The organism is Micromonospora sp. Mcm103, from assembly GCF_024519755.1.
Lineage (GTDB): Bacteria > Actinomycetota > Actinomycetes > Mycobacteriales > Micromonosporaceae > Micromonospora > Micromonospora aurantiaca.
This window is the reverse complement of the sequence record NZ_JALJRJ010000001.1, coordinates 530,947-546,838: the sequence shown is the minus strand read 5'-3', so window position 1 is coordinate 546,838 and position 15,892 is coordinate 530,947. Positions and strand designations below refer to the sequence as shown.

Sequence of the window (15,892 nt, the reverse complement as noted above, 5' to 3'; positions counted from 1 at the left end):
CGGCCGGGGCGGGTCCGCACGGATCCGTCCCGGCCCGGCCGCCGACCGGCGGCCACCCCTGTCCCATCCCGCTGACAACGAGGCGACGGTGATGAAGGTCTACTCCCACGAACGTCTGGCGCGGCTCGCCGGCGCGCGTGGCATGCCCGAGGAATACCTGCACGACCTGCGGGTCGTCTCCTCGGTGCTGCCGTTCAAGGTCAATCAGTACGTCGTGGACGAGCTCATCGACTGGTCCGCCGTCCCGGACGACCCCATCTTCCGGCTCACGTTCCCGCACCGGGACATGCTGCCGCCGGAGATCTTCGACCACCTGTCGGCGCTGCACCTGTCCGCCGCCGAGCCGGGTGTGATCCGCAAGGCGGCCCGCGACGCCCACGCCCGGCTCAACCCGAACCCGGGCGCCCAGCTCGAGGCGAACGTGCCGACGCACCGGGGACGCCGGCTGCTCGGCGTGCAGCACAAGTACGCCGAGACGGTGCTGGTCTTCCCGTCCCAGGGGCAGACCTGCCACTCCTACTGCGGCTACTGCTTCCGCTGGGCGCAGTTCGTCGGCAACGCCGAGATCCGGCAGGCCGCCTCGGACGTCGGCGACGTAATCGCGTACCTGGAGGAGAGCCGGGGCGTCACCGACGTCCTGTTCACCGGCGGCGACCCGATGATCATGAGCGCTGCGGTGCTGGAGCGCTGGGTGTCGCCCCTGCTGGACCCGGCCCTCGACCACATCCGCACGCTGCGCTTCGGCACCAAGGCGCTGTCGTACTGGCCGGCCCGGTTCACCACCGACCCGGACGCCGACGACCTGCTGCGCCTCTTCGAGCGGATCACCGCCGCCGGCCGGCACGTCGCGGTGATGGCCCACTTCTCCCACCCCCGGGAACTGGCCACCGACGAGGTCCGCCGGGCGATCGCCCGGATCCGGGCCACCGGTGCGGTGATCCGGGCACAGGCGCCGCTGATCGCGCACGTCAACGACCGGGCGGGGGACTGGGCCACGATGTGGCAGCGCCTGGTGGAACTGGGCGTGATCCCGTACTACATGTTCGTGGAACGTGACACCGGCGCCCGCAGCTACTTCAGCCTGCCGCTGACCCGGGCCTGGCAGATCTACACCGACGCCGTACGGTCGGTGTCCGGCCTGGCGCGGACGGCCCGGGGGCCGGTCATGTCGGCCGCCCCGGGCAAGGTGCTCGTGGACGGCGTCGTGCGCGTCGGCGGGACCGAGATGTTCAGCCTGCGTATGCTCCAGGCCCGCGACGCGGCCCACGTCGGCCGACAGTTCTTCGCCCGGCACGACCCGGCGGCCGAGTGGTTCGACGACCTGCGTCCCGCCCCCGGCTCCTGGTGGCCGGCATGACCGCCGCCGCCGAACCGGCCCTGACCGCGACCGACGAGGAACAGATGCCGACCGTCACCGATCCGCCGGTGACCGGGCCGGACCGCCCGGTCAGCCTCTGGCGCAACCGCGACTTCAACCTGCTCTGGATCAGCCAGTGCCTGTCCGACCTGGGCACGGCGATGTCGAACCTGGCGATGCCGCTGCTGGTGCTCTTCCTCACCGGCTCGGCCGCGCAGGCCGGTCTGGTCGGCAGCCTGGGGCTGCTCACCACGCTGGCCTGCCGGCTGCCCGCCGGCGTCGTGGCCGACAGGTTCTCCCGCCGTACGCTGCTCATCGTCTGCGACGTGGTCCGGCTGGTGGCGTACCTGGGGCTGGCCGGCGCGGTGCTCGCCGGGGTGGCCGGGCTGCCGATGATCATCGTGGTCACCGTTGTCGGCGCCGCGGCCAACGCGGTCTTCGGCACCGCGGAACACGCGGCGGTCCGCAACCTGGTGCCCGCCGAGCAGCTCACCACCGCTGTCGCGCGCAACGAGGCCCGCTCCTACGGAACTCAGCTCGCCGGGCCGCCGCTCGGTGGCCTGCTCTACGGGCTCGGCCGGTCCCTGCCGTTCGTCGGCAACGCCGTGTCCTATCTGCTCTCGCTGCTGGCGGTGCTGCTCATCCGCCGGCCGATGGAGCAGCCCCGCACCGAGCAGGCGCCGCAGTCCGGCGGCGCGGCGATGGCCGAGGGCATCCGGTTCGTGCTGGCCAACCCGTTCCTGCGGGCGCTGCTGGTGATCGCGGCGCCGCTGAACATGGCCTTCACCGGCATGATCTTCACGATCATCGTGGCCCTGGAGCGGGCCGGCACCGCCTCGGTGGTGGTCGGCCTGGCCAGCACGATCTTCGGTCTGGGCGGGTTCCTCGGCGCGCTGGCCGCGCCGGCGGTCCAGCGCTGGCTGCGGCTGCCGACCCTGGTGATCGTGCTGTGCTGGGCCACCACCGTCCTGATGGCGGCGAGCGCCCTGGTGCCGTCGAGCGTGCTCGCCGCGGTGCCGTTGGCGGCGGCGGTGTTCCTCGCGCCGACCGCCAACGCGGTGCTCTTCGGCTACCAGGCGGCGATCACGCCGGACCGGTTGCAGGGCCGGGTGGTCAGCGTCATCTTCCTGGCCGCCACCTCGGCCGCCGCCCTCGCCCCGGGACTGGCCGGGCTGCTGCTGGCCCGGTTCCCGGTGGCCGTGACCATGCTGGTCTTCGCCGGGCTCGTCGCGGTCTCGGCGGTGACCGCGACGCTGAGCAGCGGGATCCGGTCGATGAACACGCAGGAGTCGCCGTAACCGCACGGGCGCCCGCGGCCGGCGGCCCGCCGGGAGGCAGGATGGCCTCGGGCCGGCCGTCGGCCGGACGGAGGTGGGGGCGGCGTGATCGAGGGGTGGCACGGCTGGTTCGGCACGATCAACGGGGTCGTGCTGCTCACGGTGGCCGCGTGGCCGGCGGCGGCGCTGGTGGTGTGGGTGCTGGCCCGCCGGCGTGGCGGCGGCGGTCCGGCGTGGCGGCGGTCGCTGGCCGAGGTGGGCATCGTCTACGGGACCGTGCCGTGGGTCTGGATGATCATGTTGCCGGGCGACGGCGCCGGTGTGGTCCCCGGCCGGGTGAGCCTGGTGCCGCTGCGGGACCTGCTCACCGTCCTCGCGGGCGGGCCGCTGACGGTGACGGTCCAGATCGTCGGCAACCTGCTGGTGTTCGCGGCGCTCGGGTTCTTCGGCCCGCTGCGGTTCGCGGCGCTGGCGTCGGTGCCGCGGATCCTGGTGCTCGCGGCCGGCTGCTCGGTCCTGGTCGAGGTCGCGCAGTACGCCCTGCGGCTGGACCGGGTGTCCTCGGTGGACGACGTCCTGCTCAACACCGCCGGCGCCGGCCTGGCCGCGCTGGCGTCGCGCCGCTGGTGGCGTGCACCGGCCGAGTCGTCACCGGTCGCGACCGGCCCGGCGCCGGTTCGCTGAGCGGGCGCGGCCCGGACGGGCGGGACGCACGACGGGCCGGACCCGCAGGCCCGGCCCGTCGCGTGCGTCAGGTCGACGCGGTCATCGTCCGCTCAGCAGATCTTCTTGGCCGCAGCGGTGGTGGCGCCGCCGTGCTCGTACGAGACGAGCAGCGAGGTGCCGGCCGGGAGCGCCCCGGTCAGCGGCAGGACGAGGGTGCCGTCCTTCCGCAGCTCGGCCTTGGCCTCCGCCACGACCCGGGTGCCGTCCCAGAGGAAGGCCCGGGCGGTGCCGGCCTTCTTCACCTGGAGCTGCACGGACACCTTGCTCGCGGTGCGGGTGACCTTCTTGATCTTCACCGTGTTGTCCGCCAGCTTGGCGTAACCACCCGGCGCCACCCCGTCCGAGACGGACTGCAGGAGGGTCTGCGGCGAGTCCACGCTCTGCGCCGCGGTGTCCGGCATGATCGGAGCCTTCGGCGCCGACGGCTTCGCCGCCAGGGCCGGCAGCGTCGCGTTGCCCCAGCGCCACGGGTCGGCCCGTACGCCGCTCCAGGTCGACCAGCCGACCCGGGTCTGCGCGGTCAGATCCTGCGTGTCCGAGTCGTTGACCAGGATGTTCAGACCCATCCGGTTCGGGTCGATGGTGTCCGGCAGCACGCTGAACGGGATCTTGACCTCGATCCGGTAACCCGTGTACGGGTTGCTGGTCACCACGGAGGCGATCTCCACACCCGGAGCGGTCTCCGGGCCGCCCTGGTGGTTGTCCCGCTCCCGGGCGAAGCACGGCGGGTTCCCGTTGGCCGGGTCGTTCGTGGCCGGGAAGAGCGCCATGTTGAACACCGTGGAGGTGTTCGCCGAGGTGCCGCGCGGGTCGATGCCGAACTCGATGTTGTCGTTACGCCGCGGACGCTTGCAGTCCTCCGGCGGCAGGACGGTGCCGAGCACGTCATCGGTGATGTTGAAGATGGCGTACAGGGCGTCGTCGGTGTGGGTGAGCTGGGCGGTGCCGGAGATGTCCGACGCCGGGGCGGCGGTGCCCTCCCAGCGGGTCGAGATGTCGATGACCTCGCCGGTGTACTCGTGGTCGTGACCGTGGCCGTCCACCGTCGGCGCGGTGGCGGCCTTCGGGATCGTGGTGACCGGGACCAGGTTGAACGCACCCGGCTCGCTCGCGCTGCCACCGGTGTAGCTGGTCTCGATCTGCACCCGGTAGGCGCCGTTGTCCGGGGCCCGGTTGGCCGTCGGCAGCGACGTGTCGGTGTTGGTGACGGTGAACGTCACCGAGGTGCTGGCGCCAGGCCGGAGCCCGCTGTACGGCACCTGCTGCTCGGCCACCGAGAAGCCGGCGGGGACGTTCAGCTTGACCGCGCCGGACTCGACCCGGGTGCCGTGGTTGGTCAGGTTGACCTTGACACTGCGGGTGCCGCCGCTGGGGATGTTCAGCAGGGACTCGATGAGCGCGTCGAGCTGCTGGGTCTTGTTCCGCACGGTCCAGGCGCGGAAGTCGGCGATCTCCTCCAGCGGCTCCAGGGTGCCGCGCACCGGCGCGGTGCCCTGAACCCGGGCGCTGCTGGTGCCGCTGCCGTCCTTCTTGCTGGTCAGTGTGGCGTCGATCTTGAAGCGGGTGCCCACCTCGACCTGCGCGGGCGGGGTGACCGTGAAGGTCTTCACGACCTCCTTACGCGGGGTCAGCGTGCCCACGTCGCCGTTGCCGCTGACGGTCCAGCCGGCCGGCACGCTCAGGGTGACCTTGGCGCCCGGAACGGCCTTCTCGGCGTACAGGACGGTGTCCACCTTGATGGGCTGGCCGCCGACGGCCTCCCAGGTGCGCGGACGCACGTGGACCTCGGTGCCCAGCGGCAGGCCGCCCGTGGCCCGCAGGGTGGCACCCTGGAGCGCACCGGTGCCGGCGCCCACGTTCGGGTCCGGGTACGGGGTGCGGGTGTCGATCAGCGTCAGCCGGTTGCAGCCGATGGCGTCGGGGTTGGTCGTCGGGAAGGAGCTGTTGCCCCAGCCCTGCGACACGTACTCCCGGCGGGCCCAGGTCTGGACCGTGTTCCACCGGTTGCCGTCGTGGCGCGCCGACTCGTAGCCCTGCCAGGTGCCGAAGACGACGTTGCTGGCCTCGGCCGGCGTGAACGTGGTCTCGCAGGCGGGGCCGTTGCTGGAGGTGCCGCTGCCGCCGGTCTGGAAGATGCGGGAGACCCGCCAGGGCTTGAGCCCCTCGTTCTTGATCTGCTCCGGGAACGCCTTCGGGTCGGCAGCCGCGTAGAAGGCCTCCACGGCCAGCATGGCCGCCTTCTGGTGGTTGCCGTGGTTGCCCTGCGTCGCCGAGGGGTTCATCGTGAGGATGACCTCGGGCTTGGTGGTCCGCAGGACCCGCACGATCCGGGACAGCGTCTCCTGGTGGCCCCAGACCTCCTCGGTCAGGGGAGCGCTGGCGGTGTACCAGAAGTCCAGCGCGTCCAGGTTGTAGATGTGCTCGACGCCGGCCCAGCCGACGGCCTTGCGCTCCTCGGCCTCCCGCAGGATGCCGAGCTCCGGGCCTTCCTCGAGACCGGTGGCGTTGCCGCCGCCCTCGCCGCGGGTGGTGGTGATGACGCCGGCCTTCATGCCGTGATACTCGTTCCAGTATCCGAGCATGCCGAGCTGGCCGGCCTCGTCGTCCGGGTGGGCGCCGATGAACATGATGTCCAGGTCGACCGGCTTGTCGGACTTCTTGGCCTGGGGCTTCGGTGTTGCTTGCTGGGGGTTGGCCTGGGCCGGAGTGGCCAGGCCCAACGACAGCAGACCGCACATGGCGATCGCCGCGCTGGTGCGCCATCTCATGGGCATACCTCTTCGTCTCGAAGCGAGAGTGCTGCGGCTGGGGACGGTCGGCCCGGCACGGGCCGGCTGACACGGTGGCTCGTGCCGGGCCGTGTTGCAGACAGCTGTCCACAGAGGACCGTGAGGTCCTCGGGGGTCGTGGTGCTCGACAACGGGATGGTGGTACTCGCGCACCGTCACGGCGTGAGCGGTACGCACGGTGGCGACGTCGGTCCACCGGAAGGCCTTCGGGCCGTAACCTAGGGATCTTGCGGAGGCGTCGTCAATAGCCCCGGACGACTTTCTTCCTTATCCGAATAAACGATCGTGCCTGCTCAGGGCGATCGCTGGGAGGTCGGCCATGACCTGTGGACAGGCTATGTCCGGTTTTGGGACCCCAATGTGGACCGTAGGGCTCGGTTTTGCGCGTCATGTCGGGCTGGCCCCGGCCCGACCGGCTTGTCGGCCGCAGAATTTTCCCTGGTCGGCGGACCGAGATCATCTCGTTACTTGACGGCAGAATTTTTTCTCACTAGGAAGAAAGTGTGTCTGACAAAGCCCCGACCAGCCCGGTCAGCCGTGAGCGGTCCCGTGAGATCAAGCGTCTCTCGGTGATCTTGGCCGCCCGGCAGGCCCGGCGGCTGTCCCGAGTGGACCTGGCCGAGATGACCGGCCTCTCGGCGGCCACGGTGACCGCTCTCGTGCGGGAACTCGTCGCCGAGGGCTACCTCATCGAACGCGGGCCCGGCGCACCCACCACCGGCCGGCCACGGGAGATGCTCGAGTTCAACCCCCGCGCCGAGCTCGTCGCGGCGGTGTCACTGGAGCCACCCCGGATCAGCTGCGAGATCGCCGACAGCGAGGGCGCGGTCATCGCGCACCGCGTCGCACGGCTCGGCGCGAACGTGGTGGAGACCGTCTGCGAGTTCGTCCTCGACCTGGTCGGCGACAACCTGCCCTCGCTCCGCGGCGTCGCCATCGCGGTGCCCGGCGTGTCCAGCAACGGCGCGGTACGCCTCGCGCCGTCGGTCGGACTGGTCGAGGCGTGGCCGATCGGCGAATCCGTGCAACGGCGGCTCGGCGTACCCGTGGTCGTCGACAACGACGTGAACCTCATGGCCGCCGGCGAGTGCGTGGCCGGCGCCGGCGCGGACGTGGCGAACCTGCTGCTGATCCACGTGGCCGACGGCATCGGCGCCGGCCTCGTGCTCGACGGCAAGGTCCGCCGCGGCGCCAGCGGCGCCGCCGGCGAGGTCGGCTTCCTGCCGTTGGGCGGCGCGACCGAGCGCCCCTACAGCGGCGTCGGCGAGTTCGAGGCCCGGTGGTCGGTGAACGCCATCGCGGAGCGGGTCGTCGCGCTCAACCCGGGCCGCCGGCCCGAGTCACCGGTACGGGAGCTGAGCGGGCTCGCCGCGACCTCGGCGCCCGCCCGCGAGTACCTCGACGAGGTCCTCGGCGCCTGGGCCGGGCTCATCCTCTCCTGCGCCTGCGTCGTCGATCCGGGGCTGGTGCTGCTCAGCGGCGCCGCGGCGGAACTCGACGACGCGGCCCTCGGCCAGCTCCAGACCCTCGTCTCCGCCCGGACCCCGGCTCCCACCGAGGTACGCCGGGCCACCCTCGGCGACCAGGCCGTGCTGCACGGAGCGATCAGCTACGCGCTCTCGGCAGCGGTGCCCCGCCCCTCGCTTCCCTGACCGAACCCGGCCCCCGACGACCCCCGACCCCGACCCCGCACCCACCACCCCGACCCACCACCCACGTCACCGAACGCCGTCGCGGCGACCCGCGTCCGTACCCACTGACGACAGGTCGCGGCGCGATGCGTCGCGCCCCGGTACGGCGCGACGCGCTGATCTTCCTTCCCCGCTTCCGATAGATCCCCCGCACAATGGAGGTACCAATGAAACGTCGTTTGGCCCTGGCCGTCGCGTTCAGCGCGCTGCTGGCCGTGAGCGCGTGCGGCAGCAGCGACGACGACAAGGACACCGGCTCCTCCGGCTCCGCGCCGGCTGAGAAGGTCGTCATCTACAGCGCCCGCGACAAGTCGGTCACCGACTACGTCGTCGAGCAGTTCACGGCCAAGAACCCCGAGTACAAGGGCAAGGTCGAGGTGCTCAACATGGGCGCCCAGGAGGTGCTCGAGCGGGTCCGCGCCGAGAAGGCCAACCCGCAGGCGTCGGTCTGGTGGGGCGGCACCCAGCAGGGCCTCGCCGCCGGCGCGTCCGAGGGCCTGCTGGAGTCCTGGCAGCCGTCGTTCGCCTCCAAGATCGACGCGCGGTACAAGGACGCCGAGGGCCGCTGGTTCGGCGAGATCCTGCTGCCCGAGGTCATCATGTACAACAACAAGGCGCTCACCCCGGAGACCGCGCCGAAGGACTGGGACGACCTGGTCGACCCGAAGTGGAAAGACAAGATCATCATCCGGGACGTGGCCGCCTCCGGCACCATGCGCTCGATCTACGCCTCGATGATCCAGCGCTTCACGGCCGACGGGTCCAACCCGCAGCCCGGCTACGACTGGCTGCGCAAGCTCGACGCCAACACCGTCGAGTACGCCGCCAACCCCAGCGACCTCTACCTGAAGATGTCGCGTGAGCAGGGCGTGGTCAGCGCCTGGAACCTCCAGGACATCCTGCTGCAGGCCAACGAGAAGATGCCGTTCGGCTACGTGATGCCGGCCTCCGGTGCGCCGGTCCTCGTCGACGGCGTGGCCGCCGTCAAGGGCGGCAACAGCGAGGGCGCGAAGAAGTTCCTCGAGTTCCTGTTCGACGACTCGCTGCGGGCCAGCCTCGCGAAGGACTACTTCCAGATCCCCGCTGTCGAGATCGCCGAGAAGCCCGAGTGGCTGACCAAGCTCGACCTCAAGCCGATGGACGTCGACTGGAACGTGATCGGCAAGAACGAGACCGCCTGGATCACCCACTGGAACGCCCAGATCAAGGGCAAGGGCTAAGACGCTCGGAACCGGGCCGTGCTCCGGCACGGCCCGGCTTCGTCCTGGAAGGACCCACGAAATGATCGATGTCCGACTGACGGCGGTCAGTAAGCGCTTCGCCAAGTCGAGCGACTCCGCGGCGGTCGATGACGTCACCGTCACCATCGGGGCCGGCGAGTTCTTCACGCTGCTCGGGCCGAGCGGTTGTGGCAAGACGACGACGCTGCGCATGGTGGCCGGCTTCTACTTCCCGACCTCCGGTCACATCCACTTCGGCGACGACGACGTCACCCACTGGACGCCGAACAAGCGGGACACCGGCATGGTGTTCCAGAACTACGCCCTGTTCCCGCACATGACGGTGGCGCAGAACGTCGCGTACGGGCTCAAGGTCCGCCGGGTCTCGCGCGCCGAGCAGGCCCGCCGGGTCACCGAGGCGCTCGAGCAGGTGCACCTCGCCGGGTACGGCGACCGGCGCATCGACGCGCTCTCCGGCGGCCAGCAGCAGCGCGTCGCGCTGGCGCGGGCCCTGGTGATCCGTCCCCGCACCATGCTGCTCGACGAGCCGCTGTCGAACCTCGACGCGAAGCTGCGCGAGGAGACCCGCGCCGAGATCCGGCGCATCCAGCGGGAGAGCGGCACCACCTCGATCTACGTCACGCACGACCAGGCCGAGGCGATGGCGATGTCGGACCGGATCGCCGTGATGGAGTCCGGCCGGGTCCAGCAGGTCGGCACCCCGCACGAGGTCTACTACCAGCCCGCGAACGCGTTCGTGGCCCGGTTCATCGGACGCAGCAACGTGCTGAGCCTGCCGGTGACCGGCGCGGCGGAGCAGCGCGTCCACGTGCGCCTGCCCGGCGGCGCCACCATCGAGATCGGCGCACCCGCCGGACACGGGCTCACCGAGGGCGACACCGCACTGGTCTCCGCGCGCCCCGAGCACATCGCGCTCGGCGGCGACGACGACACCGCGGCCATGCGCGGCCGGATCAGCCACGTCGAGTTCACCGGCATGGCCACCCACGTCACCGTCGACGTCGACGGCGACGAGGTGATGGCCGCCCTGGTCGACGCGCCCGCCGGCATCCAGCTCGGCGACGTCGTGGGCCTGCGGCTCACACCCGAGCGGCTCTGGGTGGTCAAGCCGTGACCGCTGCGAACCCGACCGCCCCCGGCTGGGCGGCGGCCCTCGGCCGGCGCCTGGCCGGCGGGGCGAACTCCCGATGGTTCCCCTACCTGCTGGTGCTGCCGCTGGTCCTGGTGCTGTGGGGCTTCGTCGTCCAGCCGATGTTCGCCACCTTCCGGGAGAGCGTCAGCGCCAACGGCACCGACAACTACCTCCAGTTCCTCTCGTCCTCCGGGGTGGCCCGCGAGTCGCTGTTCACCTCGCTGTTCATCTCGGCCGCGAGCGTGCTGCTCTGCGGCGTCGTCGGCGTGGCGATGGCGTTCCTGCTCAAGCGGTTCCACTTCCGCGGCCGGCGGCTCATCGAGGCGTTCATCCTGGTGCCGGCGGCCCTGCCGCCGCTGATCGGCGCCGTGTCGTTCCAGCTGCTCTACAGCAACATCGGCATCGTGCCGCGTGGCCTCCAGGCGCTGCTCGGCACCGACAAGCCGATCCTGGCCTTCGACGGCATCGCCGGCGTGCTGGTGGTGCACACGTTCACCATGTACCCGTTCTTCTACCTGGCCGCCTCCGCGGCGCTGGCCGGGATGGACCCGTCGGTCGAGGAGGCGGCGTACAACCTCGGCGCGGGCCGGGTACGCGTGTGGCGCACCGTCCTGCTGCCGATGCTCACCCCGGCGCTCATCTCGGCGTCGCTGCTGGTCTTCATGACGTCGCTGGCGTCCTACACCGCGCCACTGCTGTTCAACGTCAGCCAGACCATGACGATGCAGATCTACATCAACCGCACCAACGGCGACCTGCCGATGGCCTCGGCGTACGCCTCCGTGCTCGGCATCGTCTCGATCATCTTCCTGCTCGGCATGCGCTGGTACGAGGGACGGCGCAACTACCAGTCGCAGTCCAAGGGCGTCTCGGCGGTCCGGCGGGAGATCACCAACCCGATCGGCCGCTGGCTCGCCCCGCTCGCCTCGGTGCTGGCCACGCTGGTGCTGCTCGCCCCGGTCGGCGCGATCGCGCTCGTCGCGTTCTCCGAGGACCGGTCCTGGACCACCGAGGTGCTGCCGCCGACGTACACGTTCGAGAACTTCGTCACCATCTTCACCGACCCCAAGGCGTTCCAGCCGATCCTCAACTCGGTGCAGATGAGCCTCCTCGCGGTCGTCGGCTGCGTGGTGATCGGCGTGCTCATCGCGTACGCGGTGCGGCGTCTGACGTTCGTCGGCCGCGGCCTGCTCGACGTGGCCGTGATGATCGCCTGGGCGCTGCCCGGCACGGTCGTGGCGATCAACCTGATCTCGGCGTTCAGCACCGGCAACGCGTTCAGCTTCGGGCAGGTGCTGGTCGGCACGTTCTGGATCCTGCCGCTCGCCTACTTCGTGCGGTTCCTGCCGATCGTGTTCCGGTCCAGCTCGGCGACGCTGGCGCTGATCGACCCGTCTCTGGAGGACGCCGCCCGTAACCTCGGCGCCTCCTGGCTGCGCGCCTTCTACACCATCACCGTCCGGTTGATGCTGCCCGGTGTGCTCGCCGGCGCGCTGCTGGCGTTCGTGCACGGCGTCGGCGAGTTCGTCGCCTCGGTGCTCATCTACACCTCGTCGACGGTGCCGATCTCGGTCGCCATCAACAACCGCATGTACAGCTTCGAGCTGGGCACCGCGGCCGCGTACGGCATGCTCCAGGTGCTGCTCATCTTCGTGGTGATGTGGTTCTCCGGGCGGCTGGAGAGCAGCCGCACCGCGACCCGGAGGGCCGAGCAGTGGACGAACTGATCGAGCGGTGGCGGACCGGGGGAGGGCTGCTCCCGGTCACCCGGGTTCCCGGGCACGCGTTCGCCGCCGTGACCGAGGCGGCCGACCTGGCGGTGCTGCCGGTCGGCGCGGTCGAGTGGCACGGTCCGCACCTGCCGATCGGAACCGACCTGATCCTGGCCGAGGGCTTCGCCGGGGAACTGGCCACCGGGTCCGCCCGGGCGGTGCTGTTCCCGGCCACGCCGTACGCCGCCTGCCCGGGCCAGACCCGGCAGTGGCCGGGCACCGTGGCGCTGCGGCCGGAGATCGCCGTCGGCTACCTCGCCGACGTGCTCGCCGGCATCGTCGAGGCGGGCTTCACCCGGGTGCTCGTGGTCAACGGGCACGACGCCAACATGTCCACCGTCCGCGCGGCGATGGAGTGGGTGTCCGGCCGGCACCGGGCCAGCATGATGCTGGTGAACTGGTTCCAGCTCGTCGGCCCGGACGAGACCACCGAGATGTTCGGTGAGCTGCCGGCCCGGGGACACGGCGGCGCGTACGAGAGTTCCGCGGTGCTCGGCTTCGACCCGGCCGCGGTACGCCTGGACGCGGCGCCGGACCTGCCGCCCAAGCCGAAACTGCCCACCCCGTACCCGTACGTGCTGGTGGAGTCGCGCCCCGACCCCTGGCAGGGCTGGTCGGGCCACGTCTCGCTGGCAGGTGAGGAGGCCGGCGGCCGGATCCGCGCCACCGCCGGCGCCCGCCTGCGCGAGCTGGTCGGGGCGTGGCTCGCCGCGCCGCTGCCGGGGCCGCCCGGCGCCGACCGGCCCGACCAGCCGACCGGATGACAGTCACGCCCCAGGACCACGCACCACCTCGGGAGGCCTCCATGAGCCCGTCACTGACCGTCTACCAACAGCACCACCTGCGCGTCGTGTTCGACCACCACGTCGCCAACCTCTACCCGGCGATGGTCACGGCCAGCAAGGCCCACGTCGTCATGCTCGCCGAGCAGGGGCTGATCTCCGACGAGGCCGCCGCGACGATGCTGCGCGGCCTGGTCGCCCTCGCCACGGACCGGCCCGGGGAACTGGAGTACGACGGCAGCGTCGAGGACGTCTACTACACGCTGGAGAAGCGCCTCGCCGCCGCGGCCGGCATCGAGGTGTCGCAGTTGAGCGTGCAGCTCGCGCGCAGCCGCAACGACCTCGACGCCGGCGTCTTCCGGATGGTGCTGCGCGACCAGCTGCTCCAGGTGCTCGACGCGCTGCTGGCGACCGGCCGTACCGTGCTGGACCGCGCGGACCGGCACGCCGACGTGGTGATCACCGGATACACGCACCGCCGCCCGGCCCAGCCGACCAGCATCGGGCACGTCTTCGCCGGCTACGCCGAGGCGCTCGCCGGCGAGGCCGCCGCGTACGCCGGCCTGCTGGACGAGATGAACCGCTCGCCGCTGGGCTCCTGCGCCTTCGCCGGCACCGACCTGGACATCTCGCCCCGCCGGCTGGCCGACCTGCTCGGCTTCGACCAGCTCATCGTCAACTCGTACGAGGCGGTGGCCGGCGCCGACCACCTGGTCCGGGTCGCCACGCTCAACGCGCAGGCGCTCGCCACCGGCGCCCGGCTCGCCCGCACCCTGATGGACTGGCTGAGCTGGGGCTGGGTGGTCACGCCCGGCGAGTTCACCCAGGGCAGCAGCATCATGCCGCAGAAGCGCAACCCGGTGGTGCTGGAACACCTCGTCTCGATGGCCGGCGCCGCCGCCGCCGACGCGGCGAGCGTACTGAACAACGTCGGCGCCGCCTGGTGGGAGGACTCGAACAACGCCACCACCGACGTGCAGTCCCGCCTCTGGGAGGGCGACGACCGGGCGTACCGGTTCTTCTCGCTGCTCGGCGGCCTGATCGAGAAGCTCGATCCGCAGCGCCCGCCGTCCGGAGAGGAGATCGTCGCCTCCGGCGCCACCACCACCGCGGCGGCCGACGCGCTGGCCCGCCGCGGCGTGCCGTTCCGGGGCGCCCACTCGCTGCTCGGCCGGCTGGTGCGCGGCGGCGCGCCGGCGACCTGGACCGAGGAGCTGGTCCGGTCCACCGCGGCCGACCTCGGCCTGGCGCTCGACGACGCCGCGGTACGGGACCTGCTGGCCGCCGCGGTCCGCCCCGAACTCGTGCTGCGCCGCGCCCAGGCCGACGGCCCCGGCGAGGCGGCCGTCCGGGACCAGGTCGGACGACTGTCTACAATGCTCGACGCGGTGCAGGAGCGGGCGCAGGCGTTGCGCGAGCGGCTGACCCGTGCCGACGCGGCTCTCGCCGAGGCGGTCGCGGCGAGGGTAGGCCCGTGACGGGGCGGCAGACGCAGCTGGCCGTGGTCGCGGACGTCGTGTCGCGGCGACCACGTGATCTGGACCGACGGCCCGAAGGGCGATCTGACATCACCATGGAACGACCGGCAAATCCGCGCCTGCTCGGCATCGACTTCGGCGGCACCAAGATGGCCATCGGCGTGGGCGACACCGACGGCCGGCTGCTCGTCTCCGAGCGCCTGCCCACGATCGCCGAGCAGGGCGCGCAGCAGGCCCTCTCCCGGGCCCTGGACCGGGCGTGCGAACTCGCCGAGCAGACCGGCGGCACGATCGTCGCGGCGGGCATCGCCTCGCCCGGCGTCGTCCACGACGACGGCATCGAACTGGCACCGAACGTGCCCGGCTGGGAGCAGTTGCGGCTGGCCGAGGCGGTCCGCGCCCGCCTGAACCTGGCGCACGTGCGGGTGACGAACGACCTGAAGGCGGCGGCCCACGCCGAGTTGCGGCTCGGTGCGCTGCGCGATGCCGATCCGGGACTCGTCGTCGGGCTCGGCACCGGGGTGGCCGCGGCGGTGACGGTGAACGGCGAGGTGCTCCCGGGCCGCCACGGCGCGGCCGGCGAGATCGCCTACGGACTCACCGACCTCAGCTGGCCGCCCCGGCTGGAACCGATGCTGGAGGCGACGTTCTCCGGCCGGGCCCTCGACGAGCTGGCGCAGCGCCTCGGCGTCGACGGCCGGGCGGCCGGCCTGTGCGCGGCAGCGGAGCAGCCCGGCCCGGTACGCGAGCAGCTCCGCCTGCGCGTCGACGAACTGGCCCGCCAGCTGGTCACCTGCTGCCTGCTGCTCGACCCGCAGCGGATCGTGCTGGTCGGCAGCGTCGCCGGCAACGACCTGGTCCGGGAGCTGCTGACCGAACGGCTCACCCACACGCTGCCGTACCCGCCGGAGGTCGTGCTGTCGGACTTCGCGCAGGACGCCGCGTTGCTCGGCGCGCTCGCCCTGGCCACCGAGGCCCAGCCCGCCGCGGTCTGACCGCCACCACCGTGAAACGCCGGGCGGGGCGCAGCGGTGCGCCCCGCCCGGTCCGGTGCGGCCGGATCACCTGCGGAACGCGGCCACCGCCTCCTGGATCGCCGGCCCGGTCGCCGAGGACGCCTGCGCCCACGACCCGAACTCCAGGGAGGCGGCGAAACCGGCCGTCTCCGCGGTGCGCACCGACCCCGACTTCGACACCGTCGGCAGGCGGATCGCCAACGCCGTTCGGCGAGCGCACCGACGAGGTGCTCTCCGCCGACCTTGACGTCTCCGCGTGCGTGGGCGTCGCCGCCGCGGTGGGGGTGAGCCGCACCCCGGTACGGGAGGCGCTGCGCCGGCTGCACGCCGAGGGCCTGGTGGACTGGGAGGCCAACCGGGGCGCCACCGTCCCGGCCTGGCGCGAGCAGGACCTGGAGGAGATCTTCGAGCTGCGCGCCCTGCTGGAGGGGTACGGCGCCGAGCTGGCCGCGACCCGGATCACGCCGGAGGAGATCGCCCGGCTGCGCGAGCTGTGCGCCGGGATGGAGGGCTACGCGGCCGGGCAGCGCCGGGACCGGGCGGACCGGATCGCGGTCTGCAACGCGCAGTTCCACGAGATCATCCTGGGCGCCCGCGCCACCCTCGGCACGCCCTGACCCACGCCGGGCCG

The 15,892-nt window shown here is 72.0% G+C and carries 13 protein-coding genes; 11 read left to right on the top strand and 2 right to left on the bottom strand.

Annotated features, from left to right (window positions below; all coding sequences use genetic code 11):
* Positions 1–91: 91 nt before the first annotated feature.
* The 3 genes from OC439_RS02515 (at position 92) to OC439_RS02505 (ending at position 3,318) form a co-directional block, all read left to right on the top strand.
* Complete coding sequence (locus OC439_RS02515; RefSeq protein WP_262011985.1) at positions 92–1,357, top strand: KamA family radical SAM protein; 1,266 nt, start codon at positions 92–94, stop codon at positions 1,355–1,357.
* The gene (locus OC439_RS02510; protein WP_262011984.1) at positions 1,354–2,655 is read left to right on the top strand and encodes an MFS transporter; all 1,302 of its coding nucleotides are present in this window, start codon (positions 1,354–1,356) and stop codon (positions 2,653–2,655) included. Before OC439_RS02515 ends, OC439_RS02510 begins: the two co-directional genes overlap by 4 nt.
* Positions 2,656–2,739: 84 nt before the next feature.
* Entirely contained in the window at positions 2,740–3,318 is a 579-nt protein-coding gene (locus OC439_RS02505) for a VanZ family protein (protein WP_262011983.1), read from the top strand.
* A 92-nt stretch (positions 3,319–3,410) separates the two neighbouring features.
* On the opposite strand, the gene OC439_RS02500 is transcribed toward OC439_RS02505, so the two are convergent.
* Positions 3,411–6,128 carry a sugar-binding protein gene (locus OC439_RS02500; RefSeq protein ID WP_262011982.1) on the bottom strand — a complete coding sequence of 906 codons (2,718 nt, stop codon included), beginning with the start codon at positions 6,126–6,128 and terminating at the stop codon, positions 3,411–3,413.
* A gap of 524 nt (positions 6,129–6,652) precedes the next feature.
* On the opposite strand from OC439_RS02500, the gene OC439_RS02495 reads away from it, so the two are divergent.
* The 7 genes from OC439_RS02495 (at position 6,653) to OC439_RS02465 (ending at position 15,240) form a co-directional block, all read left to right on the top strand.
* A complete protein-coding gene (locus OC439_RS02495; RefSeq protein WP_262011981.1) occupies positions 6,653–7,801 on the top strand; it encodes an ROK family transcriptional regulator in 1,149 nt (382 codons plus the stop codon).
* Positions 7,802–8,007: 206 nt separating this feature from the next.
* Positions 8,008–9,060 (top strand): extracellular solute-binding protein, encoded by a 1,053-nt coding sequence (locus OC439_RS02490; RefSeq protein WP_262011980.1) that lies wholly within the window; start codon positions 8,008–8,010, stop codon positions 9,058–9,060.
* 61 nt (positions 9,061–9,121) lie between these two features.
* Positions 9,122–10,195 (top strand): ABC transporter ATP-binding protein, encoded by a 1,074-nt coding sequence (locus OC439_RS02485; RefSeq protein WP_262011979.1) that lies wholly within the window; start codon positions 9,122–9,124, stop codon positions 10,193–10,195.
* Positions 10,192–11,940, top strand: coding sequence for an ABC transporter permease (locus OC439_RS02480; RefSeq protein ID WP_262011978.1), 1,749 nt, complete (start codon positions 10,192–10,194; stop codon positions 11,938–11,940). The genes OC439_RS02485 and OC439_RS02480 overlap by 4 nt, the downstream gene beginning before the upstream one ends.
* Positions 11,928–12,749, top strand: a complete 822-nt coding sequence (locus OC439_RS02475) for a creatininase family protein (protein ID WP_262011977.1) — start codon at positions 11,928–11,930, stop codon at positions 12,747–12,749. Before OC439_RS02480 ends, OC439_RS02475 begins: the two co-directional genes overlap by 13 nt.
* 41 nt (positions 12,750–12,790) lie before the next feature.
* Positions 12,791–14,245, top strand: a complete 1,455-nt coding sequence (locus tag OC439_RS02470; RefSeq protein WP_262011976.1) for an argininosuccinate lyase — start codon at positions 12,791–12,793, stop codon at positions 14,243–14,245.
* 95 nt (positions 14,246–14,340) lie between these two features.
* Positions 14,341–15,240: an ROK family protein gene (locus tag OC439_RS02465; protein WP_262011975.1), complete on the top strand. Its 900-nt coding sequence runs from the start codon at positions 14,341–14,343 to the stop codon at positions 15,238–15,240.
* Positions 15,241–15,306: 66 nt separating this feature from the next.
* On the opposite strand, the gene OC439_RS02460 is transcribed toward OC439_RS02465, so the two are convergent.
* Positions 15,307–15,441: a hypothetical protein gene (locus tag OC439_RS02460; protein ID WP_262011974.1), complete on the bottom strand. Its 135-nt coding sequence runs from the start codon at positions 15,439–15,441 to the stop codon at positions 15,307–15,309.
* Between the two features lie 47 nt (positions 15,442–15,488).
* Here OC439_RS02460 and OC439_RS02455 point away from each other — a divergent pair, with 47 nt between their 5' ends.
* Positions 15,489–15,878 (top strand): GntR family transcriptional regulator, encoded by a 390-nt coding sequence (locus OC439_RS02455; RefSeq protein ID WP_262011973.1) that lies wholly within the window; start codon positions 15,489–15,491, stop codon positions 15,876–15,878.
* The last annotated feature ends 14 nt before the right edge of the window (positions 15,879–15,892 follow it).